The 23,711-nt window shown below is 46.1% G+C and carries 20 protein-coding genes and 1 pseudogene; 6 read left to right on the top strand and 15 right to left on the bottom strand.

Features of this window, described 5'->3' with window-relative positions:
• Window positions 1–55 precede the first annotated feature (55 nt).
• The gene (locus LOZ80_RS07945) at window positions 56–1,111 is read right to left on the bottom strand and encodes a BMP family lipoprotein (RefSeq protein WP_238170921.1); all 1,056 of its coding nucleotides are present in this window, start codon (window positions 1,109–1,111) and stop codon (window positions 56–58) included.
• Between the two features lie 238 nt (window positions 1,112–1,349).
• Here LOZ80_RS07945 and LOZ80_RS07940 point away from each other — a divergent pair, with 238 nt between their 5' ends.
• On the top strand, window positions 1,350–2,711 hold the full coding sequence (locus LOZ80_RS07940; protein WP_238170920.1) for a hypothetical protein: 1,362 nt from the start codon (window positions 1,350–1,352) through the stop codon (window positions 2,709–2,711).
• A 324-nt stretch (window positions 2,712–3,035) separates the two neighbouring features.
• Here the strand turns inward: LOZ80_RS07940 and LOZ80_RS07935 are convergent, their stop codons facing one another.
• On the bottom strand, window positions 3,036–3,308 hold the full coding sequence (locus LOZ80_RS07935) for a late competence development ComFB family protein (RefSeq protein WP_238170919.1): 273 nt from the start codon (window positions 3,306–3,308) through the stop codon (window positions 3,036–3,038).
• A gap of 119 nt (window positions 3,309–3,427) precedes the next feature.
• Window positions 3,428–6,121: an alpha-L-rhamnosidase gene (locus LOZ80_RS07930; RefSeq protein WP_238170918.1), complete on the bottom strand. Its 2,694-nt coding sequence runs from the start codon at window positions 6,119–6,121 to the stop codon at window positions 3,428–3,430.
• 223 nt (window positions 6,122–6,344) lie between these two features.
• Here LOZ80_RS07930 and LOZ80_RS07925 point away from each other — a divergent pair, with 223 nt between their 5' ends.
• Window positions 6,345–6,869, top strand: a complete 525-nt coding sequence (locus LOZ80_RS07925) for a metal-dependent hydrolase (protein ID WP_238170917.1) — start codon at window positions 6,345–6,347, stop codon at window positions 6,867–6,869.
• Window positions 6,870–6,947: 78 nt separating this feature from the next.
• On the opposite strand, the gene LOZ80_RS07920 is transcribed toward LOZ80_RS07925, so the two are convergent.
• A complete protein-coding gene (locus tag LOZ80_RS07920) occupies window positions 6,948–7,433 on the bottom strand; it encodes a hypothetical protein (RefSeq protein WP_238170916.1) in 486 nt (161 codons plus the stop codon).
• 122 nt (window positions 7,434–7,555) lie between these two features.
• Window positions 7,556–9,307 (bottom strand): sensor histidine kinase, encoded by a 1,752-nt coding sequence (locus LOZ80_RS07915; RefSeq protein WP_238170915.1) that lies wholly within the window; start codon window positions 9,305–9,307, stop codon window positions 7,556–7,558.
• A 254-nt stretch (window positions 9,308–9,561) separates the two neighbouring features.
• Between LOZ80_RS07915 and greA the strand changes: the two genes are divergently transcribed.
• Entirely contained in the window at window positions 9,562–10,032 is a 471-nt protein-coding gene (gene greA / locus LOZ80_RS07910) for a transcription elongation factor GreA (protein ID WP_238170914.1), read from the top strand.
• A gap of 333 nt (window positions 10,033–10,365) precedes the next feature.
• On the opposite strand, the gene murI is transcribed toward greA, so the two are convergent.
• The 5 genes from murI to LOZ80_RS07885 form a co-directional block, all read right to left on the bottom strand.
• Window positions 10,366–11,142 carry a glutamate racemase gene (murI, locus tag LOZ80_RS07905; protein WP_238170913.1) on the bottom strand — a complete coding sequence of 259 codons (777 nt, stop codon included), beginning with the start codon at window positions 11,140–11,142 and terminating at the stop codon, window positions 10,366–10,368.
• A gap of 30 nt (window positions 11,143–11,172) precedes the next feature.
• Window positions 11,173–11,943, bottom strand: coding sequence for a Cof-type HAD-IIB family hydrolase (locus tag LOZ80_RS07900; RefSeq protein ID WP_238170912.1), 771 nt, complete (start codon window positions 11,941–11,943; stop codon window positions 11,173–11,175).
• 127 nt (window positions 11,944–12,070) lie between these two features.
• Window positions 12,071–12,601, bottom strand: coding sequence for an ATP-dependent Clp protease proteolytic subunit (locus LOZ80_RS07895; RefSeq protein ID WP_238170911.1), 531 nt, complete (start codon window positions 12,599–12,601; stop codon window positions 12,071–12,073).
• A 136-nt stretch (window positions 12,602–12,737) separates the two neighbouring features.
• The gene (locus LOZ80_RS07890; protein ID WP_238170910.1) at window positions 12,738–13,055 is read right to left on the bottom strand and encodes an MGMT family protein; all 318 of its coding nucleotides are present in this window, start codon (window positions 13,053–13,055) and stop codon (window positions 12,738–12,740) included.
• On the bottom strand, window positions 13,052–14,125 hold the full coding sequence (locus tag LOZ80_RS07885) for a lactonase family protein (RefSeq protein WP_238170909.1): 1,074 nt from the start codon (window positions 14,123–14,125) through the stop codon (window positions 13,052–13,054). The genes LOZ80_RS07890 and LOZ80_RS07885 overlap by 4 nt, the downstream gene beginning before the upstream one ends.
• Window positions 14,126–14,477: 352 nt before the next feature.
• Here LOZ80_RS07885 and LOZ80_RS07880 point away from each other — a divergent pair, with 352 nt between their 5' ends.
• Entirely contained in the window at window positions 14,478–15,128 is a 651-nt protein-coding gene (locus LOZ80_RS07880; protein ID WP_238170908.1) for a transcriptional regulator, read from the top strand.
• 1,005 nt (window positions 15,129–16,133) lie between these two features.
• On the opposite strand, the gene pruA is transcribed toward LOZ80_RS07880, so the two are convergent.
• A complete protein-coding gene (gene pruA, locus LOZ80_RS07875) occupies window positions 16,134–17,702 on the bottom strand; it encodes an L-glutamate gamma-semialdehyde dehydrogenase (RefSeq protein ID WP_238170907.1) in 1,569 nt (522 codons plus the stop codon).
• Between the two features lie 14 nt (window positions 17,703–17,716).
• Window positions 17,717–18,631 carry a proline dehydrogenase family protein gene (locus LOZ80_RS07870; RefSeq protein ID WP_238170906.1) on the bottom strand — a complete coding sequence of 305 codons (915 nt, stop codon included), beginning with the start codon at window positions 18,629–18,631 and terminating at the stop codon, window positions 17,717–17,719.
• 230 nt (window positions 18,632–18,861) lie between these two features.
• On the opposite strand from LOZ80_RS07870, the gene LOZ80_RS07865 reads away from it, so the two are divergent.
• Complete coding sequence (locus tag LOZ80_RS07865) at window positions 18,862–20,580, top strand: sigma-54 interaction domain-containing protein (RefSeq protein ID WP_238170905.1); 1,719 nt, start codon at window positions 18,862–18,864, stop codon at window positions 20,578–20,580.
• A 116-nt stretch (window positions 20,581–20,696) separates the two neighbouring features.
• Window positions 20,697–21,902 carry a chromate efflux transporter gene (gene chrA / locus LOZ80_RS07860; protein WP_238170904.1) on the top strand — a complete coding sequence of 402 codons (1,206 nt, stop codon included), beginning with the start codon at window positions 20,697–20,699 and terminating at the stop codon, window positions 21,900–21,902.
• A gap of 176 nt (window positions 21,903–22,078) precedes the next feature.
• On the opposite strand, the gene LOZ80_RS07855 is transcribed toward chrA, so the two are convergent.
• The 3 genes and pseudogenes from LOZ80_RS07855 to tnpC all read right to left on the bottom strand — a co-directional run bounded on the left by LOZ80_RS07855 (window position 22,079) and on the right by tnpC (window position 23,537).
• Entirely contained in the window at window positions 22,079–22,258 is a 180-nt protein-coding gene (locus tag LOZ80_RS07855; RefSeq protein WP_238167693.1) for a hypothetical protein, read from the bottom strand.
• Window positions 22,259–22,312: pseudogene (locus LOZ80_RS39430) on the bottom strand (hypothetical protein); the annotation flags it as partial. It abuts the gene before it with no gap.
• Window positions 22,287–23,537: an IS66 family transposase gene (gene tnpC / locus LOZ80_RS07850; RefSeq protein WP_238167694.1), complete on the bottom strand. Its 1,251-nt coding sequence runs from the start codon at window positions 23,535–23,537 to the stop codon at window positions 22,287–22,289. The gene tnpC and the pseudogene LOZ80_RS39430, both read right to left, overlap by 26 nt.
• Between the last annotated feature and the right edge of the window lie 174 nt (window positions 23,538–23,711).

Here is a 23,711-nt window from a genome sequence, read left to right as displayed (position 1 = left end):
AACTGTTTACGTCACCGTAAACAGTCTCCATGGGCAATATGCGATTATTTACTTATTATTTGACTGGGTTTTCTACTTTCACTTTACCAGAAACGATATCATCACGTATAGCTTTTACTTTCGTAATAACATCCTGTCCAACGAACGGGCTTAGCGTAGATTTGCTTTCTTTCGTTACGAAAGTAAGACCAACGCCATCTTCTTTCAAGCCGTAGTCGACCGCACCGAATTTGAATGAGCCGTTAACGAAATCTTTCACCGTTTGATAAGCAACCGCATCCGTTCCTTTCAATTGGGAAAGAACGATATGCTCCGGATCTGTAACCGTACGGTCAATATCTTGACCCGACGTGTAGAAGCCTTTTTCTTTCGCTGCTTCAAATACGCCCAAATCGCCTACAGCAGATGCGCCAGCAATGAAGTCTGCGCCTTGAGCGAATTGCGTCAATGCCAATTCTTTGGCTTTAGCTGGGTCCGTGAAGCTGCCCACATAGTTCACGATGAATTTGGCATTCGGGTTAGTCGCTTTCAGACCTTCTTGAAAGCCAACTGTAAATTTCTTAATTAAAGGGATATCAACGGCTGCAACCATCCCAACAACATTTTTCTTCGTTGCAAGACCAGCTGCTGCTCCTAACAAGTAAGAAGCTTCATGTTCACGAAAAACAACGCTGCGTACGTTCGGCAGATCAACAACGGTATCGATAATCGCGAATGATTTCTTCGGATTTTCAGCAGCTACTTTTTTGAGAGCATCTTCGGATTCGAAGGAACTAGTAATGATCAGATCATAATTATCCGCTACAGCTGCACGTAAATTTTGCTCAATGGCGCTTGCATCGGTGGATTCAACCGTTTTAACCACAACACCAAATTCTTTACCTGCTTTTTTGACACCCTCATCTTCTTGGGCGAAAAATGGATTAACACCGATTTTCTCTGGCGTGATCAGAATAACTTTCTTATCCGATTTAGCTGTTGGCGCTTTCGTGGCATCCGCGCTAGCAGCCGGTGCATTCGAAGCTTTAGGGGTTGCTGTGTCCGTTTTTGCAGTTGCACAGCCAGTCATTAATACGGTTACCGCAAAAAGGGAAATTAACGCTTTTTTCATATGGTTAGCTCCTTCGTGATTTTCTATCTGTATTTGTGTAGACTCTGTTAACGATCCTACTAAATAACTCGGGTACAGTCAAAGGTTTTATTTATTTTTTCGACAAAAACCAACAAATCTGTGAAAATAGACAAAGACCCTGGTTACAGGAAGAAATTGCATTGACATTGCCGATTTAAATTGATATATTTCTCTAAATCATACTATTCCTATCAGAATTTAATTGGAGGTTATCATCATGAAACCATTACGCACATTACAATTTGCACGCGCTGTTGCATTGTCAGCCGTACTTGTCTCTTCCCTTTCAGCCTTCAGCCCCTCAGCTTGGGCTGCAGATTCCACTGCCACTACGTCCACGTACAAACAGTACTTGAATGATCATTTCAATGTTAGTCTATCTTCCAGTTTAACCAAAGGCGACTTCATCAATGCCGTTAACAGCATTCTCAAATTGAAAGCCAGCACTCCAGATAATAAATTCACTGATCTGCAAAAAGACAGCGCTTATTACCAAGCTGCACAAGCACTATTTGAAAAAGGAATTCTTACCAGCACTACGCTGCAAGGTGATTCGTCGCTGACGGAACAACAAGCTATTTTTATTGCTGTAAAAGCTGCCGGACTGAAAGAACTTGCTTACACGTATAAGGAAGAAAAGATCAAAACCGCGCTAGCGAAAGTACATATTGATTACGACGGAGATCATTCGTTCTCGCTGCAAGCTGCTCAGGAACTGGCCGCTGCCATCGACACCAATCTGCTTCCAACCGAATGGTTCTCACGTTTTCAGACAAACGCACCCGCAAGCAGCTCCTTTGTTGAAGACGTGCTGGGCAAAGTGATTGCCTTCCAAGGCCTCGACAAGAACTATATCGGAACAACAACCGATGCGGATATTTTCAGCAAAATCAATAAAGCCTGGCAAACAGAAGATCTGATCACAGCAAGTGATTTGCGTTCCGTGTTCGACACCGCTTTGAAGCAAAATTTGGTCACAGGCTACAATTTGAAGGATGCTCGCTTCGACGCCCATTTCGATCCGAAACTCGCGCTTACTTACGGTCATTCTGACATCCAACATGCCATCCAGTTAATTGGCCTGCTGCGCAGCGAGAATATCCAAGCCAAAGTTCAACTTGAACCGAAAACGTCCGCTTTCATCTATTTAAAAGAATGGGGCGAGCCAAAACAAACCGACGACTACCAAGTTGTCCAAATCGAGAACGGAAACTATATCGCCTACGCCAAAGAGTATGACATTGAATTTGAGTTCGACAATGCGCAGCAAAAGGATAACTTCCAAAAGGTGATTCTTCAATATGCCAAAAAGAACAGTGATGATCAAACCGGCCTCATCTACTCCTCATGGTGGCAGCCGCTTTACTACTCGCTGACGGACATTAAGGATTATAAAGTGATTGCAAACAACAAAATCAGCAAAGGCCATTACTATGCCCAGTCTTTCTCCCTGAATGAGAAAGCAGCTGATGTTGAATCCGGCATCAAAAAAATCAATCCTAGTCTAACGGTTGAATCCTATAAATTCTGGGTTGATGAGCCTTTCTTCCATTATTTGAAGGGCGACGATTTCAAATAAGACAAAACCAAGCGGGCTGCCCCTGAAGGTAACAAGACTTCGAGGGGCAGCCTCTTTCTGTTCGCAGATAAGAGGCTTTGGGAGCTTCTATTAGCACAATCAGCGGTCATTTTTCGCAAATAGAAGTCTCTCGAGACTCTAATCGTCAGTGAAACACGCAAAAACTCCCCAATACGAAGCAATAAGAGGCTTTGGGAGCTTCTATTCACACTACAAACGGCTGTTTTTCGCAGATAAGAGGCTTTGGAGACTCTTATCTGGGGCTGAAGCATCACGCAACAAAGGAGCTAAGCGCGTACAAGCCGCTCAGCTCCTTTGTCATGACTACTCTTCTACATGATGGTGTTGATCGGCGACAATCGTTGCTGCTTCCATCAATTCTCGCATCACATCAGATTGCAATTGGGAGTTAATATACATCCCTTTTATGAACAACTGCCCTTTTTCACTGGAGGTGTAGCGGGGTGGTATTTTATTTAAAACCAAGGCAAGGATATCTTCTTTACATTTCGTACAATCGCATTTAAGTTCATAACTTTTCGTAAACTCATCATACATATTAATCACTATTGTTTCCATCGCATTGAAGACTGCCATCCAAGTTGCTCCTTCTCTTCGTCCAATATAAGCTATTATACCGCATAAATGCTTATTCAAAAAGACAAGAAAAGAACCCCCTTTCCAACCCAATAGGTGGAAGGAAGGCTCTTCTTCTTTTATCGCATTCCACTCGGTGCTACACGGATTTCATAGACACCTGATCCCAGTTCCAGATGCAGCTCCTCATCGGTTGGATCAATCAACTTGCTGTCTGTCCCCTGACTCAACGTCTGATCATTAATCGTAACAACTGCTGCACTAGCTCCTCGCAACGTGACCCCCCCCGTCGTGTTAGGAGGAAGCTCAAACACATACACCACTGTACCGTCTGCTTCTTTTCTCCACTCACTGCGGTTCAAACCATAATTGGATTGGAAAGCAGCTTTGGCAAATTCAAGGGCAGAATCCGTCCTCGGTCGGAAGATTAACCGTTTGTACCCTGCCTGCTCATCGTCAGAATCAAGCCCCGCGACAGTTCGATACAGCCAATCACCAATGGAGCCATAAGCATAGTGGTTATAGGAATTCATATTGTCACTCCAGAATGAACCATCCGGTTTAATGCCATCCCAGTGCTCCCAGATCGTCGTGGCTCCTTTGTGGATCGCATACAACCAGGAAGGATAGTCTTCCTGCTGAACAAGCTTAACCGCAACATCGTGATAGCCATTGTCAGAAAGAACCTGACACAGATAAGGAGTTCCCACGAACCCAGTTGTCAGATGATAGTTTTGTTCCACCACATATTCGGCTAATGTCTTAGCCAAACGCTCACGTGCGCGGCCTGAGACTAACCCGAACATGAGGGGAAGGACATGAGCTGTCTGTGTATGTGCAGCCAAGCGTCCGCTGGGTGTCATGAATTCTTCGTTGAATGCAGCTAAAATATGTTCATATAATTCACTGTATTCAGTAACGTCCTCCCTACGTCCGAGGACCTTAGCAGCTTTAATAAACAGCGAAGTGGAATAGGCATAGAAACAGCTCGCTATTAAATCCCTTGGTGTAGCGCCTATGTAGCTGCCTTCTTTGGCGTCGAGCCCAAGCCAATCTCCGAAATGAAACCCCGTATTCCACAGGTATTCATTCTCTCCTTGATTACGCATATAAGTAATCCAGGCTTTCATGCTGTCATACTGCTCTTCAAGCACGCGAGTATCCCCATAAACTTGATACAGTGTCCAAGGGCAAATGACAGCCGCATCTCCCCAAGCGGAGGAGGAGTGATCCGTTTCAGACAAAACATGTGGAATTACGAAGGGCACGCCGCCATTCTCATATTGATCCGCTTTCAAATCCCGCAGCCATTTGCTGAAAAATGGCGCCACACCATAGTTAAAAGCTGCCGTCCGAATAAATACCTGCGCATCTCCTGTCCATCCAAGACGCTCATCTCGCTGTGGACAATCAGTTGGAACGTCAAGGAAATTCCCTCTTTGTCCCCAAACAATGTTGGCCTGCAATTGATTAAGCAGTGGGTTGGAGCAAACAAAGTTGCCTTTGGCAACCATATCCGTATGGATGACATGCCCTGTGAAGCGATCCGCTTCCAATGCAACGTCCAGTGGCCATCCAAGTACTTTCACATAGCGAAATCCTTGGAAAGAGAAGTGAGGCTCGTATTGTTCCTCACCGCCTCCTTTGCAAATATAGGTGACGGTTTGCTTGGCTGAACGAAGATTTCCAATATAGAAATTCCCATCTCGATCGAGCACTTCGGCATGCAGCAGCTGAATGCGGCTTCCTACAGGCAAGTCCAAGCGCATATGCACTTTCCCCACCATATTCTGGCCGAAATCCAAGACGGTTTCTCCGCTAGGCGTCTGGATTACGTCTATAGGTTTTAACCGCTCTGTTATGCGCGCGGGCTCGTTCTCTTGCATAATCAGTATGCTTTTGGAGTGAGCCAGCAACGTAACTGCGTGCCACTCTTCAACTTTACCTCTGGGCAAGCTCCATGCATCCTGTTCCAAATTGGCATCATAGGTTTCGCCATGATAAAGTTCCGACATACGAATAGGTCCCGTCGAGGCACGCCACGTATCATCACTTGCGACGACCTCGGAAGTTCCGTCCGCATAATCAATATGCAGTTGAAGCAGCAAGGCTCTTACCTCGCCGAAGATACTATGCTGGTCTTTCCATGCCAAGTTTCCTTTGTACCAGCCGTTGGCCAGCACGGCACCAATCGTATGCAGTTCGCCTTGCTGAAGAGCTGCGGTCACATCGTAGCTCTGTACCTGCAATCGATGACGATAACTGGTCCACCCCGGGGTGAACTCCCAGTCTCCAACACGCACCCCGTTCAATTCAAGTTCATAAATGCCTAAACTCGTAGCATAGATCGTTGCTTTGCTTATCGGTTTGTGTGTTGCAAATGTCTTTCTGAGATAAAAAGCGGCAGCTTCATTCGGATCAATTGAATCCCCATCCGGGGTAATCCAGGAAGCCGACCAGTCGTTCTCTCCCAGCAGTCCCAACTCGAAGAATGCGGTTTCACTCCACTCCAGTTCAAGCTCAGACTGATCCCAGGCCTTGATTCGATAATAATAGCGATGCCGCGAATGCAGCGCTGAACCTTCATAAGCAATAAGATCAGATTGCTCCGACCCTACTTTCCCTGAATCCCAGACCAAATGATCCGAATCAAAAGAATGCAGGACATCTGCCACTTGAATATGATACGCTGTTTGCACCATATTGTTATCATCCGCTTGGAATTGCCAAGTGAATCGCGGTGAGAGCGTATCCAAGCCGATTGGATTCACGCGATATTCACACGTTAAGTTCGTAATTTGAGTGCTTCCCATGTCTGATAGTACCCTCCTGCATAAATAGAAAGTGTGCGCTTGAGCCTACTTTAGCAGCACCTGATACGTCCTATTTTAGTGGATTCACGTTTACCGTAAGAGGGCTGATCTAGACATTCATATAGGTGAATTAGGACGCTTTCTCGACATTTCCCCCTCAAATGAAGGTCCAACGACGAATGATATACAGTTATGACCAATTTATGTGAATCAGGAGTTTATCATGTTACAAAAAACACACAGTATTGCCGGATTTATTTCCGCGGAAATCGTTCTTATTAGCCAGGATATCTCTTTTTTCTCCTGGGATGCTGCCGGCGTTCTGCTGCTTGGCTGTTTAGCGGGCACACTAGCGGATGTCGATAAACCGGGATCCACAATGGCCAAAGTGCTTTTCCCCTTGTCAGCCCTGCTTCGACTACTCAAGATCAAACATCGTACGCTTACGCACTCTCTCCTGTTCATGCTATTGTTAGGGATGATCGCGATGCCTTTGCCGCCTTTATTTTTCTGGGCATTTCTCATCAGTTATGCTTCTCATCCACTGATCGATTTATTGAATGAACGTGGCGTTGAACTCTTCTGGCCGATTTCGTTCAAAATTCGGATACTGCCCAAGTTTATCGCGATTGACACAGGCTCCGCCAGTGAGACCGTTTTTCGTTGGCTGCTTCTAATCGTTAGTTTGCTTGTCCCGCTTCTCCATCTCTTTCCACAGCTTCTTCATGTGGGACAGTATTTATCGTAGTTAAGGAACAGCATACTGCCGGCATTCGCAAAGGCTTCCCTCAAGGTCCATTGGCCTTTGGGGGGCAGCCTTTATTTGTTATTTGATTGCTACAATATAATCGCCTGTATCCTTGACCAAAAACCGTGCCTGATAGACACCCTTTCGATCTGGAACCGCTACACTCTGGACATGCTCACCGACCGCAGGTATGCCAAGGAAATCCGTTAATTCCTGATTCATCCCAGCATGAAAACGCAATTCAACATTCCTTCCTTTGTTAGCAGGCGATACTACAGGCTGGCTTAGTCTAACATTCCTCGTATTGTTGGATAACTCAGAATGCCTCAAGAGATCTTTGGGCACTACCAAGTTATCTGGAACAGAAACAAGCAGCACCGTCTCTGATTCGCCACGCACTACCTGCTGCACAGTTCCTGCTACATAATTAGGATTTAACGGATAGCCCGGCATATCCAGAAAGGTCTTCTCCGGCGAGACAAACGAGCACAGAACAAAAAGCGGAAACAAGCGCAGCAAACTTTTTTTGAATTCCAGCTTGTACCTTCGTGAGTGCATATCCATTCTGATAGCCTCCCTCGTTCTTTTATAGCGTCACGGCCCTATTCATGCCTTTACCATTTTTCTACCCGCTGAACATGAAATTGAAACAAAAAAAAGAACCAACCGAATGAATCGGTCCGTTCTTAGCTTCGCTGCATAGGAATAGAAATTTGAAAACAGATACACCCATCTGCGACAGACACTTCAATCGTACCTTTATAGTACTCAATGCGTTCCTTCACCACAGATAAACCAAGCCCTTGATGCTCTCCCTGGCCTTTGGTGCTGTAACCAATGGAGAACATTTGATTATAATCATCAAGTTGGAAGTCAGGCTGTACCGGATTGGATACCAATATCCTCAATTGACTCGACTCCGACCATCCACTCACCATCACATCGCGTTCCCCAAGGGGAAATTTATTGACTTCATCAAAGGCATTATCGATTAAATTCCCCATAATTTTCACAATGTCAACGGATTTCACACCTAAAGCTAAACCTTCCAGGCCTGTAAATTCGTAACTGAAATTAATTTTAGTCCGCATCGCTAGTGCAATCTTCGCTTGAATTAATGCGGCAATCGCAGGATGACCAATTCGTATAATGTCATTGACCTCGTTAATTTCTTCAATTAACTCTTTCATATATTTCATTTGGTCTTCTTTTTTACCATTTGCAAGCAGGGCATACATGGTTTGTACATGATTGAGGAAATCATGCCGCTGGCTGCGAATCGTCGCAAACATAAGATCGACGTTCTGGATATACAGCTCTTGGGTGGATTTCACAGCCGTTTCACGGCTTTTGGTAATAATACGAAACACAACATACAAAAATACGCAGCTGAATACCGTAAACAACACGATGACGAGGAGCAGGCGAACAAGCTGATTATTCAGCGTATCCTGAATCGATTGATAATCCGAAACAATGGCAATGACATAGGGAATTTCGCTTTGAACTTCGGTCATTTTTTTCTTGACAGGTACAAAGACGAAGGTTTTGAGGACAGGTTTCCCCTGCCATTTCTCTACTACACTAATGGGTTTGTTCGTCTCAATCGCTTTCCTGTAATACGCTACATCCTCTTCATTCATAATCTCGTAAGTGCCGAATAAGAGAGGGCGGTCATAGACAGATATGAAAGGAATGCCGTTATTATCTTTATATTCAATTGGCTGTGTACCAAAGGTAACGCCATTCAAACCCGCTATCTCCAAAATATCCGGGTTGGCTGATAACGTTTTTTTGACAATCGTATCTGCGCCAACATTTTCTTTGAATCGCTTGATTTTATCTGCGTTCACAAATACACAGGTCAAATAATTCGTAGTCCCATCATGAAAATAACCGAATTTGCTGACATCACTTGAGCCAGAGGCTGGAACCTCATAGATGCCTGACCAGAAATTGGGCAGCTTTTGCCCTTCCTGTATCGTCACTTGCTTATTGTCTAGCAATTGATTAAAAGCCGTGAACCAATACCCGAACGATTTGGTGCTCATTAGTTTAAGTTCCTTGGGCTCGGAAGATTTGCCGACCACGATGTCATCACCGCTGCGTTTCATTAATGTGATGCCATCAACACCTGCCCGCTTCGCCAGTTCAACTAATTGTTCGTTGGTCACCTTGGCGATATCGGGGTCCAACTGATCATTGACATAAAGGGAAACTGAACGAAGATTTTCTCCGATCAAATCTTCCACAAAGAAAGAACCAACCTCTGATTGCTCAATCGAGGTGCGAATTTGAACTGCCGTAGATTCCATACGTTCAGATAAAGCTTGTGTGAGCAGCGATTTCGTAAACCAATAATAGGAAGTATTGTTCGTAACCAGCAGCAAAATAACAATAATAAATGTGATAAAAAGGGCTTTAGCGTTGATTCTCATGAAGTTTCACACTTTCCTAATAATACATTCCACATAAACGCAGAGAAATCTTCTCTTTCAGTAGTATAGTTGGATAAGAAAGCGATGTCTATCAATTAATATCCATCGTTCAAGTATGCGTAACAGCTCTGCGCCAATAGATGACGATTCAACAAAAGCGGAAATACAAAGTAGATTTAGTTAATCAACTTGCTTTACTTGCCTCGGTTACTTTAGTAGTATAACTAGTATCGCACACATGAGGAGCTGTAAAAATGTCCAATGACGAGATCATTTTAACCCCAGACGGGTTACGTAGTTTAGAACTGGAGCTTGAAGATTTGAAAACCGTTAAACGCAAAGAATTGGCTGCCCGGATCAAAATGGCGATCAGCTACGGAGATTTGAAGGAAAACAGCGAGTATCATTCCGCCAAAAATGATCAATCGTTTATGGAAACCAGAATTCTGACCATTGAAAGAATGTTGAAAAAAGCTCGCGTCGTGACGAACACCGATTCGTCCAAAGTTCAAGTCGGCTCCACCGTTATCTTGAATGATGTCGAATTTGCTGAGAAAATCGAGTACAAGATTGTAGGCACATCGGAAGCCGATGTCAATGAAAACAAAATTTCTTACGAGAGTCCACTCGGGATCTCCTTAATGAATAAAAAAGTTGGCGACACGATTTCAGTTAATGCGCCGATGGGCGTCATCACGTACGAACTGTTGGAAATTAAACTTTAAATAGCTGATTCCTTTGTACCCAACAGGCAAAATATGCGGTGAAAAAGGCTGTCCGTCAAGGGACAGCCTTTTTATATGTGTACTCAAGTCAAGGACAACCTGTAACGGGAACTCTGGTACGCTATTTAGGCAAAAAGCAGCGATGCTGGGTCAATAGCGGAACTACAGGGTCTTATTCCCACGAAAAGCGCTGAATTTCCCAGCAATCTGCCTAATAGCGCACTGTAGTTCCTTTACCTTCGCTATCATGCCACTTTTTGCTAGAATAGCGTACTGTAGTTCCCTTACGCGAGGCCAGAAGGGAATAAGATCAGCTAACTTGCTTATGTACCCTTAGACTCCAACGTCGCGGAATACATTCAGCGCCTTTTCCATCTTAAGAATGTGCACAGCATCGTTGCTTGAGCACATGAATTTAAGATCGCCATGTCCTTCTCCTTGCAATTGGCCACGATGCTCCAGAAGCTGGATCAGTCGTTTCACGGTTCCTGAGCTGCCATCCACAATCTGGATATGTGACGGCAGCAGGTTGCGCAAGGCACGTCTGTAAAAAGGATAATGTGTGCAGCCCAGAACGACGGTGCCAAATGAGTCTAGATCGAAAGGCGCCAGCTGAGCGTGAAAATAATCGTTAATCCGTGGACCTTCCACTTGAAGCTGCTCGCAGAATTCAACCAACTCAGGCAATGGCAGCGAATCCACCATGCCTGTATCATCAATGCGAGAAACCAGTTCGCGATATTTGGATTCCTTCAGCGTTAGCGGCGTCGCGAATACCAGCACCCTTTTGCCCGATGAACGGTTCATCTCTAGCGCAGGTTTCACCGCGGGCTCCATCCCAATGATAGGCATATCATAAAGCTTTCTAAGCTCTGCAATCGCAATGCTGGTCGCCGTATTGCAAGCAATGACGAGCGCTTTGACTTCCTCATGATGAATGGTTTCCACGCAGGCTTTGACAAAAGCAAGAACCTCATCCTTGGATTTCGTCCCGTAGGGAACGTGCAGCGTATCAGCAAAATATAAAAAATCTTCCTGAGGCAACTGCCTCATGGCTTCGTGCAAGACCGATATTCCGCCTATTCCTGAATCAAAAAAAGCTATTCTCATCGTATTCACCCTGTATGTATTCTGGCTTACTTATAGCAGTCCGGCGGTAACCAGCCCGTTGCGAATCCCCTCTTCATCCACATGTGTGGTGACATGGTCCGCATAAGGCAGCAAATCTTTATGGGAATTGCCCATCGCAATGCCGAATCCGACATAGGACAGCATTTCCATATCATTCAATCCATCGCCGAACGCAACGGCTTCTTCCGGTTTCAAACCAACAAGCTCCAGCAGCGCGGCAATGCCTTGTGCCTTGGAACCGCCTGCAGGCAGCACATCAATCGCATGTTGATGCCAGCGAATAAGCTTAAATTCCTTATGCAATTCCTCATACAATTGTTCGTCTCCGTCTTCACAATGCAGAAAAATTTGATAAATATCATTCGTTTTCCAAAAGTGAGGGTCGAAGCCAGGCAAATCAACCTTCAACGAGGACACAGATCCAATAACAAAGGGATGATCCTCGGTATCTGTGAAGAAGGAATGCTCACCTTCAAAGACTAGGGAATGCTTATGTTTGGCAGCTAGCTCAACCAAAGCTTCAATGCTGCTTTTGGCGATAATTCGTTTATAGAGCGGTTCTCCGCGATATACGGCATAGCCGCCATTCAAGCAAACATAGGAATCAATGCCGAGCTGTTCAGCTAGCGGTTTAATAAAATACGGCGCTCTCCCCGTAGCAATGACGGGCTCAATCCCTTGCTCTTTGAGCTGATGTATGGCTTGTACAGTACTAGCTGGGACTTGTTTTTCTTCATTGACTAAGGTTCCATCGATATCAAAAAAGACAATTTTATACACAGTGTGATTCTTCCTCTCCCTAGGCAGCAACGAGCGTTGCCAGCCAACTCTCTTTCTCTCATTAAACACCAAAAAGCAATAAAAAACAAAGAAAAAGAGAATCCCCTCGGCTTCTCTCCACGGCTTGCTATACAATTTCATCAATGATCCCTACCGACAAGGCTTCATCAGGGCTCATATACCAATTACGCTGGTTCTCCTGAACGCGAAGCAGCTCTTCTATGCTCAGCGTCGTTTTCGATAGAATATATTGATCATAAATGTTTTGCAGGCGCTGTGTTTCATCCACGCGGTTTTTCAGATGCTCCAAATGCCCATCTATATGAGTGGATACGGAATGATACATAAACGTGCTCAGTCTGCCCGCGTGCCGCTTATGTCCACTAACAGCTATCAGTAAGCTCATGCTTGCAGCAAGTCCATACACATAGGTATGCACTGGCGTCTTGCTATTATCAATTACATTGATTAGCGCCAACCCATCGTACACGCTGCCCCCGTTGCTATTAATGATCAGGTCAATGGGGACGCGCTTGAAATCCTTCTCTTTTTTATCTTTGTCATCATCAAATTGATTTACTTTCATGATTTGCTCGATGATTGCTTTCACAGAGCTTTTATTGATGCCATCGAAAAGATACAAGGTTCTGTCACTCATAACATGCCTCCTGTCCGTATGGCCTACTGATACAGACAGTCTATTCCTGTCTCCTAGACTTTGTAACTATTTTCAATGATTTTTGGGCAAAAAAATGCCATCAAGTCGATTTCTCTGCTTGACAGCATTGCATTTGCTATATGAATTCTTCGTCTTGATGCTGAAAATGAGCCAATGAAACGAATCGTTGGTCTGTGATCGTTACCCCTTCTGCTTGCAGAAGAAAGCTTTGCATATGTGATCCCTCATCATCCTGTATCGCGATTTCACCTTTGGCATTAATCACTCTATGCCAAGGTAGACGATGTTTGGTGCTCATCGCATGTAAAATACGCACAACCTGCCTAGCTCCCCTTGGACTACCGGCAAGTCGCGCGATCTGTCCATACGTCATGACTTTGCCCTCAGGGATGGATCGGATGATTTGAATAACACGCTCCGTGAACGGTGTCATTGTGTTTCGGCGAATTTAATGCAAACTGGTTTGGACAGTTTAAGCTCGCTTCCGGTTGGCTTTAATTTGCCGGTTACCGCATCTCTGGAGAAGGAAACGATATTGTCCGTATCCTTATTGGCTACGAGCACATGCTTCCCATCAGGCGAAATGGCGAAATTACGCGGATGTTTGCCAAGCACAGGCGCATATTCCACGATGGATAATAACCCTGTCGCGGCATCAATCGCATATACCACAATGCTTTCATGTCCGCGATTTGAGCCATATAGAAAGCGGCCATCTGGAGATACATGAATATCCGCGCAAGCATTTTCACCTTCAAACGTATCAGGCAAGGTAGAAATCGTTTGAATTTCTGTTAATTCTCCGCGTTCTTCGTCATAACGGAACGCCGTAACCGTCGAACTTAGTTCATTGATCACATACCCGAATGCATAGGACGGGTGGAAAGCAAAATGCCTTGGACCTGATCCCGGATTGACTTGCACTTCGCTATGAGGAAACAGTTTCTTCTCCGCTAGGTCAAGTTTATACAGCTTTATCTTGTCCAAGCCTAAGTCGCAAACCCCTATGTAACGGCTGGTGCGATCCAAGAAAACAGAATGTGCACGGGGTCTATCCTGCACGGTGAGGACGCTTGCTCCATGATGCTGCTGAATATCCGCTGTTGTCCCTATGCCGCCATCGTCTAATATTGGAGATAAACCAACCATTCCGCCATGATAGCTGGCGACCATCACGACTTGGTTGTCATGATCTAGCTGAATATGACATGTCGTTGCTGGCAAGGTTATCTCATTATTCAGGAATGTTAAATCCCCATTGGCAGGATTAACCGTATAAGCGCTAGCCGCACCGCAGCGCTGCTGATTAGCATCCAAGCCTTCCGTCAACGCATATAGTCTCCAATTTGTCGCATCGACAGTTAAAAAGGTTGGATTCTGCAAACCATCTACTTGATGCGTGAGCTCCAAGCTGCCATCCTCCGTATCGTATTGACAGGTGTATACACCTGGATTAGCCGCGTCAGCGTAAGATCCTATGAAAGCAAATGTCTTTTTCGTCATTTCCCCATGCCACTCCTATTCATCTATCATTTTCTAGATGCATTATCTCAAATCCGCATGAAAGGAGCAAGCGTTCGGCAGGATCAGCGGGATTGGACCGGGGGGCTTGGCCGCTTGGCTGCGCCGTCTGTTAGGCCCGCCTAAACTGCAGCAAGCTAGCTTGGCATCTTTTTCGAGTTAAGCTGGCACCCCGTTTCATAATCCGGTATACTTTAAGTATCTAAATTAAGCTGGTCGTGAAGCACACGCCGCTTTCCATGATGTTAGTCCGGATTCATTTCTGGTCGAGCATAGTGGAAAGCGGCGTTTTGTTTTATTATCCAGCAATTCTAATGAAAGTGGGATGAGAGGAATGAAATTTGAACAAGCGTTCGAGGCATTCATGTCTTCACAAATTATGGAGGAAACGAACAATCGCAGGCGAGAACGGTTAGAGCGTGGGCTCGGCTATGCAGAAATAGAATTTCTACGAAGCGTTTGGTATCCAGCGGCAGGAAATTTCAATCACTTATACCCTGAATGGGAGGTAAAAGATTTCTCCAACAGCTATCGTTATTTGGACTTTGCCTATATGCCCGGTCAAGTAAAAGGCGCGATCGAGATTCAAGGCTATGGCTCCCACGCCCGAGATATGGAAATTTGGAGATTCAAGGACCTGTGTATTCGGCACTGTTATCTGGCTTTGGACGGATGGGTCGTCATGCCGCTTGCCTTTCCTTCAATTACAGAGTCACCCAAGCAGTGCCAGCAGCTTATTCTTTCTTTTATCGGAAAATTTATTTCGACGCACGTGCCCGTATCTCTGTCTTGGGTTGAAAACGAAACCATCCGATTCGCACGAGGCTTGCTTCGTCCCTTCCCACCATCTGAACTTTCAGCTCATCTCAAAGTCAGCACAAAATACGCAAGGATAATTTTGCATCGTTTATGCGACATGCAACTGCTAGTTGTTACGAAAGGGCAGGAACGAGCCCGCATGTACCAGTTGAATCTAGCCGTTTAAGCTGGAAATGAGCAACACCCCTTTCGAGACGGAACTATGATCCGCTAAATAGCTCAAAAGCAGCAAATTGCAGTTGAAAGGGAACTATGATCACTTATTCCACCTCAAAGGGGTGAAATTCCAGCAAATTAGGTAAAATAGCGTACCATAGTTCCTTCTGACTAGCTGAATGGCTGCTTTGTTGATAAATAAGGGAACATAGTTCCCTTTCGGGAAGGGGAAGGGTGGCGAGGCGAAGGGACTGAGGGGGAGGTAGGGCTTGACAAGGGGCGAGGCTTGGCAAAGGACAAGACTTGGCGAAGGACTAGGCTTGGTAAAGAACAAGACTTGGCGAAGGACTAGACTTGGGTAGCAGCTAGATCCAACTTGAGCCCGCTGACTCAGTTAAGTTCCAGCTGGAAGTGAGCCCCCCTTTCGAAACGGAGCTATGATCAGCTAAATAACTCTAAAAGCCGCAAATTGCAGATGAAAGGGAACTATGATTACTCTCTGTGCTTCCAGTTACTCCTTGTTGCTTTCCCCTTGCTACTCTCCTTGCTATTAGTTACTTCCAGCTACCCTTAGTTACTTACAGCTACTCTTAGTCACTTTCAGATGCTCTTAGTCACTTGCTGCTACTCTTAGTCACTTTCAGATGCTCTTAGTCACTTGCTGCTACTCTTAGTCACTTTCAACTGCTCTTAGTCACTTTCAGCTACTCTTAGTCACTTTAAGCTGCTCTTAGTTACTTGTAGCAACTCTCAGTCACTTTTAGATTGCTCTTAGTTACTTGCAGATGCTCTTAGTTACTTACAGCTACTCTTAGTCACTTTCAACTACTCTTAGTCACTTTCAGATGCTCTTAGTCACTTTCAACTGCTCTTAGTTACTAACAGCTATCATAGTTACTCTCTGCTACTTGTCACTCTCAGCTCCCCATACTTACACCCAACTGGATCAGCTCCGCCGCGGCAGCAATCAAAAAAATAAGAAGGCCGGACTACACGTCCGCCTTCTCTAATTCAACTAAACCTTGCGCGAAGTCAGCTTCGCTTGTGTGAACAGCAGCAGGTAGTCGTAGCCGCCTGCTTTGGAGTCGGTTCCCGACATGTTGAAGCCGCCAAACGGATGCACCCCAACCAGGGCGCCTGTACATTTGCGGTTAATATACAAGTTGCCGCAATGTACCGTGTCCAGTGCCTCCTCAATACGCTGTTCATCCGCTGAGAAATACGAACCGGTCAAACCGAACTCCGTATCATTGTACATTGCGATAGCATCCTGCCAGTCTTTGGCTTTGGCAATCGCGAGCACGGGTCCGAAAATCTCCTCCTGCATCAAACGTGCTTTGCCGCTAACATCACCGAAGACCGTTGGCTGAATGTAATAGCCGTTGCCTTCTGCTTTGCTGCCGCCTGCAAGCAGTGTTCCTTCTTGTTTGCCAATCTCGATGTAATCCAGAATACGCTCATACGAAGCTTTATCGATGACAGGACCAGCCGCGAAGTTAAGCTCTGGCAAACCGCTTTGCAGCTTGCCTGTCAATGCAACCACTTTGGCTACCACTTCCTCGTAGACGGATTCCACGATGATGGCACGGGAGCCAGCTGAACATTTCTGGCCTTGGAAACCAAAAGCGGAAGCCACAATCGCTGCTGCTGCGGCATCAAGATCGGCTGTTTCGTCGACGACGATCCCGTCTTTTCCGCCCATTTCAGCGACTACTCGTTTGATCCAGATTTGGCCTGGCGCCGTATCCGCAGCAAGTCTGTTAATACGCAAGCCAATTTCCTTGGACCCAGTGAAGCTAATAAAACGTGTCTTAGGATGCGTCGTCAAATAATCGCCAACTTCCGCTCCACTGCCGGGAATGAAGTTAATAACGCCAGCTGGAAGTCCAACTTCCTCCATCAAGGCAACAAATTTGTGAGCAATTACCGGTGTCGTTGAAGCTGGCTTCAGCAGCACCGTATTTCCGGAAACAACCGCTGCTGTCGTCATCCCTACACAGATGGCAAGCGGGAAATTCCAAGGAGGAATAACAACGCCTACCCCAAGTGGGATATAGGAAATGCGGTTGTTCTCACCTGGAATTCGCACAAGCGGCTGGGTTTCATTAATCTCGCTAAGACGGATCATTTCACGCGCATAAAACTCTATAAAATCAATGGCTTCCGCCGTATCTACATCGGCTTCCACATAGTTTTTGCCTGATTCAAGAATCATTAATGCAGAAAATTCATGCTTGCGCTCACGCATCAGCGCAGCAGCTTTCAGCAAATACTCCGCGCGTTCGCGGGCGGGAACTTTTTTCCAAGATTCAAACGTCTCCAAAGCCACGTTCATCGCTTTCTCAGCGAGCACTTGATCTGCTTTGCTCACATAACCAATGATTTCATCGACATTTCCAGGGTTAATCGATGTAATTTTTGCCTCGGTCACTACTTTTTCAGCACCGATATGAAGCGGATATTCGCGCCCCAGCTCGCTTTTCACTTTGGAGATAGCTGCTTGCAGCGCCTTCTGATTCACCTCAAGATTAAAATCTGTAAAAGGCTCATTCGCGTAAGTACTAACCGTTTTATAGGTGGGCATAATAAATCTCCTCTCTATTTGAACATATTTTTAAGCACAAACCAGACATTCGCTGGACGTTCAGCCAGCCTTCTCATGAAATAACCGAACCAATCCACACCATAAGGCACATAAACGCGGACCCGGTAGCCTTCTTTGACTAGCTGTTTTTGCAACTCTTCGCAAATGCCATAGAGCATTTGAAATTCAAATTGCTGATTGGGTATTTGCTGGTCATGGACGAATTGTTTGGTGAACTGAATGATCGCTTCATCATGACTGGCAATCGCCGTATAGTGAGCATTTAGCAGATGTTTCTGAATGATTTTTTTATAATTCTCATCAACATCACTTTTTTCTGGAAATGCTACTTGCGGGGATTCCTTATAGGCCCCCTTCACAAGTCGCAGATTAGCTGCTAGCACATCTAAATCATCTATATCCTGCATGGTGCGGAACAAATAAGCTTGGATGACGATCCCTACATTGTCATAGTCTTGGCGAAGTTCTCTGTAAATATCTAAGGAGATTTGGCAATGCGCGAAATCCTCCATATCAATGCGTACGAAGTTATCATACAACCGCGCACGATCCAGAATTCGTCTCATATTGCTGATGCATAGGTCCCTGCTGATGTCCAGACCCAGCGATGTCATTTTTAAAGAAAGATTGGAGGTAACCCCTGACTCCGCAATCGCATCCAAAGTCTGCATGCACATAGCGGCAGATTCCAACGCTTCCTCTTCGCTAAAAACGAACTCGCCCAAATGATCCAAAGTCGCTACGCGCCCATCCTGATTCAGCGCATGTACAGCTGCGATCGATTGGGCAATCGTTTCTCCGGCCACAAAACGAGCCGCTCCAAAGCGCAATCCGTATTTTTTAGCTAACCGGTTTGCTGTGCGACTTTTGCCCAGCGATTGAAACATATTACGCATCATAAGTTCCATATGTGTGATCCCTCCCAAAGGGAATTGTACAATATTGTTCAATATTTAATTTAATTGTACAACATAACCGTTAATTTGAACACTATTAATTCAAATTAATCACAAGTGTTTATCGAAAGTTTTTATCTTTCTTTTCTTTATCATACTCAGAGCAACTACTCAACGTGTTGAATCGCCCCCCCTTTCATGGTAAATTTATAGCAAATGCTGCTACACAAAATGAGGTCATTATGTTCAAAAATGAACACATCCCGTTGAACACTACCATTGTCCAACTCCCATTAGAAATTTCCCTGCTAGAGATTGCTGCCTATTTGCAGCAAGGAAAAGCGGTCTTCACCGAATTGAACGATGTCATAAGTTTATTCATACCAGAAGAAGCCTCTCTGCTGTCTTGTTTTAAAGCCAGCACGCTTCATGATCTATTAGAAGAAACCAGTTATTTTACGACGCAAGCTATATCGTTACCTTCCAGCTCACTTCTTCCCGAGCTCATTCAGACAACGAATCGACCGGTGCTTATCAAAGATAAAAAAGGCACTGTTCAGGGATACGCCACGTTATTAGACCTTTATCAGGCTTCTGTTCTTGAACAACACAAATGGGCCTCCTATTTCGCTGTGCTGGCCGATACCGTCACAGATGCTGTGACCGTTGTCGATCGAGATGGAGCCGTTATCTGTTGGAATCATGTCGCCGAAGAACTGTATCATCTGCCAAGTGCCGATGTGCTGGGGAAACGTATCGGTGAACATTTTGATGTGGAGACGCTGATGGTCCTGAAAATTTTGGACGAAGGCCGCGTTATTCGCAATACGTACCATCGCCCAAGACCTGACACGCACGTCCTGATTAATGCTTCACCGATCCGCGACGGACATGGTCAGATTATTGGCGGAATCGCTACGGAACAAGATATTACACAGTTGGTGCGGCTAAATGAACAACTTACGACCGCTGATTCATATGGTATTGCCCAAGTCGAGCAAGCGAATGATTTATTCAGCTTGATTTCGGGCAAAGGCCCCGCCATCGGTAAAGTCATCCAATGGGCCAAGAAGGTCGCCGCTACAGAAACACCCGTCCTCCTCATCGGAGAATCGGGTGTCGGCAAAGAACAGCTGGCTCATATCATTCACCAATCCAGTTCAAGAGCCCAAGAACCGTTCTTGACCTTGAATTGCGGGATTGTACCTTCGGGATTGCTTGAAGCTGAACTTTTCGGTTACCAAGGGGGTGCCTTCAGCGGAAGCGAAAGCGGGCAAGCCGGGAAATTAGAGCAAGCCAAAGACGGCACCCTGTTTATCAATGAAATCGAGAAGCTGCCTCTGGATCTACAGGCCAAGCTTTATCATTCCCTGACACAGCAAACGATCATCCGTTCCGGCGGCACGCTGCCAATCGGCGTGCGAACACGAATTATCATTGCAACAACGGCGGACTTGGCCGGCAAACTAGCGAAGCAGGAATTCCGTTCTGATTTGTACTATGCGCTCAACGTGATATCCATTCGGATTCCGCCCCTGCGAGATCGAACCGAAGATATCCCTGCCATGGTGCAAATGTATCTCAAGCAGTTTTCCTTACAGTACCAGAAGCCGGTTCCGACGCTCTCACCGGAAGTTCTTCTGGCCTTCACCAACCACGATTGGCCGGGCAATATCCAGGAATTAAAAAACGTAATCGAACGCTGTCTCATTCTCAGCGACGAAGATACGATCCAGCTTGAGCACCTGCCCACAGCTTTGCAGCAGTTGCAGCCAAGTCTTGCTCTCGCGGAGTCTGATAACCAGACCAGCCTAAGGGCGAAAATTTCCGAGGATGAAGAAATGATTTTCATTGAGGAAGCGCTGGTCAAAACAGGAAGAAACAAAAGCGCAGCCGCTAAGCTGCTCGGCATATCCCGCGGCACTTTGTACAATAAAATGAGAGAGTTTGGATTGGAGTAACAGGTGAGCTCAACAATCACAATTGTTGAGTTTTTTTATTTGTCGAAATGAATGCATTCCGCTAAACTTAATGAAGCGCTCAGGTCAACGAGGGGGCACACGGGGAGGAATTCGCATTGAAACCTGCTTTAGTCCTGCAATCAGTTAAACGAAGTCCTTATCTCGAAGTATTATGGGTATCAACCAAATTGGGATTGACCTCCTTCGGAGGACCGATCGCGCATCTGGGCTATTTTCATCATGAATATATCCAAAAAAGAAAATGGATGGACGAGAAAAGCTATGCTGATCTCGTAGCTCTCTGTCAATTTCTCCCTGGTCCTGCGAGCAGCCAGGTCGGAATTGGGATCGGAACGATTCGTGCTGGACTGCTCGGAGGAGCTTTAGCCTGGCTTGGCTTCACGCTGCCTTCCATTCTCATCCTTCTGTTCTTCGCACTCCTCGTAAAAACGATGGACATGAGCAGTGCCGGATGGATTCACGGACTCAAAATCGTAGCTGTCGCGATTGTCGCACAAGCTGTCCTCAGCATGGGCAAAAAACTCGCTGCAACGAAGAGCACCGCCTCCATTGCACTTGTTGCCGCTTCTATCACATTGCTTTGGCATGAAGTTTACAGCCAACTCTTGATTATCTGCCTAGCCGGACTTATTGGCATGTTTGCCTTCCAAACAGTGCCCCAACAGGAGAACAACAGTCTCATCGAGATCAGAGTTCCTCGCTCAGCAGCCATTCTTTGTCTAATTCTGTACATATTGCTAATGGTTGTTCTCCCAACGATAAGTAGTCTGGGACACTCTCAATCACTTGCTCTTTTCGATTCTTTTTATCGTGTCGGTTCCTTAGTTTTTGGAGGCGGGCATGTCATTCTTCCACTCTTGGAACGTGAGGTCGTACCGCCAGACTGGATCAGCAAAGAAGTGTTTCTGGCTGGATATGGCGCCGCCCAAGCTGTCCCAGGTCCACTTTTTACATTTGCCACTTATTTGGGTGCTATGTTCCTTGGTTTCAAAGGGGCTGTTGTCGGCACTCTGGCGATTTTTCTGCCTGCCTATTTACTCATTGTCGGGGCTTTGCCATTTTGGAAATCCTTACGCGCTAGTCTCAAAGTCCAGGGCGCACTCATCGCCATTAATGCCGCCGTTGTTGGCATCTTGCTGGCAGCCTTGTACAATCCGCTTTGGACAACGGCTATTGTCCATTCCACTGATTTCGCTCTTGCCCTTCTCCTTTTTGGTTTACTGGTCGTTTGGAAATCCCCCCCTTGGATCATCGTGCTGCTTGGGGCTGGGGCTGGTGAGGTTTTGACGTATTTGGGGTAGATCCCCCTAGAAAGGGCCATCCTTACCCTTCCGCATGAAGAGATAAGAGTCTCAAAGAGCTCTTATATGTGCAAAAGCAAGCTCATTTTGGGGAATAGAAGTCTTTGCAGACTCTTATCCCCAGCCAATTCCGGTCAAACTCCTCCAAATGAAGAGATAAGGGTCTCCGGGAGTTACTACTTACCTTCTTCCAAACGCGGAAAACGAAACTCCCCACGAAAAGTAACAATAAGCGTCGAGAGTACAGGTAAATTTTGTTTACGAAGGGTTGAAATGAAGCCGCGCGCGCGGGCGAACTGATGAGCCCCGTCCCAGGTACGGAATAAGCCGGAGACTTTGGCTTTGACCTTGGCCATCCGCAAGTCTCGTTCGGCGACATTGTTGTCAAAAGGAACACGGACATCTTGAATAAACCGGTTGAATAAACCGGAGAATCGGTTCCTTGTGACGACGGAAACGTTCACCCAGATTGGCCGATTTACTTTTGCTTTGCCTGCCTTGCGGTCCGGTTTTGGCTTTGGTACGCCCTTGATTCCATTCCAGCTCGCCCTGCTGCAGGATGTCATCGTACCAATTCTCTAGCCATTTAACCGTACTCGGAGCTAAGCAGCACAAGACTTTACGGGCGGCTAGCGTGAGACGCCAGGCTACTTGTAGCAAGCGTTTCATCTGCACGGCCCACTGGTGATGATCATAATCGGCGATTCCTTGGCATTCCCGCAGTAAGTGCGCATTGCATAAGGCATGCTGGAACGTGTATTTTTCTTTAAAATACGGCCCGTTGCAGTCATGCACTAGAATGCCCGAGTAAGCCGGCAGCAGACCGATGGCATCAAAAGCGAGGGTGCCCCGGTTTTCGTGAACCGCCTGGAACGTCCAGTCCACATTAGAGAGGGTGTGCAGCCATCGCTGTTTGCCATCGACGTGAATGCCGGTTTCATCAGCGTGCAAAACATCGGCATTCAGCAGGTTTTGGCGAATTTGTTCCTCATAGGGACCTAGCTGCTTGTGCGATTTCTTCAAATGGGCGATGACCGTAGCCTCGCTCAGCGAATGCCCGGTCAGGTCCGCAAACATCTCGCTCACCCTTTTCAGTGGAATCATATGGTACGCACTCACATACACGATCCAGCCCGTAACACCAGCTCCATATTGGACAGAGGCGCTGACATGCGACGGAAAAGCAGCCTGATGAACCCCGCTACACTGCGGGCAGCAGCTCGTATGAGCGCGAAACTCGGTTGTCTGGATGCGTGGTTCAGGCAGATCGATCTGCTGACGCCGGTCGTAGCCTATACAGTTCTCCTGGTCCATTGGAGCATGACACGCAGGGCAGGTAGTTAGGCAAAAGTCGAGGATGGCATCCGGATCATCCACCATACTAAGTGTGTGTCCTTCATGACCTAGGGGTGCTCCCTTTTTGCCACCAGCGATGCGGGAGTTTGCGGGCTTACGAAACCCGTCACTTGAAGGCGGCTTGCTACTATTCTTGCTGTTAAGCCCTAGCTGGCGCTCCAACTCGGCTACTCTGTTTTCCAGTTCAGTGATCCGTTCTAGCAGTTTCGTAATGACCTTCTCGATTTGATCTGGACTACTGTGGCTAATTTGTTTGATTTCTTCGAGGCTCATTTTCATCCTGATCCCTCTTCTCCATTAAATTCGTTAAGTATTCTTAACCAATTTTTAGGGGTTTGAATAAGGGGACCTAAGTAGTAACCTCCGGGAGCTCTTATATGCACAAAAGTCGGCACATTTGGGCGAATAGGAGCCGTTGGAGACTCTTATGTCTAGTAATGACTACACCCAAGT

Origin of the sequence: Paenibacillus sp. HWE-109, assembly GCF_022163125.1 — a bacterium.
Taxonomy (GTDB): domain Bacteria; phylum Bacillota; class Bacilli; order Paenibacillales; family NBRC-103111; genus Paenibacillus_E.
Note: the sequence above shows the minus strand (reverse complement) of the source record. Positions and strands in the feature narration are given on the sequence as shown.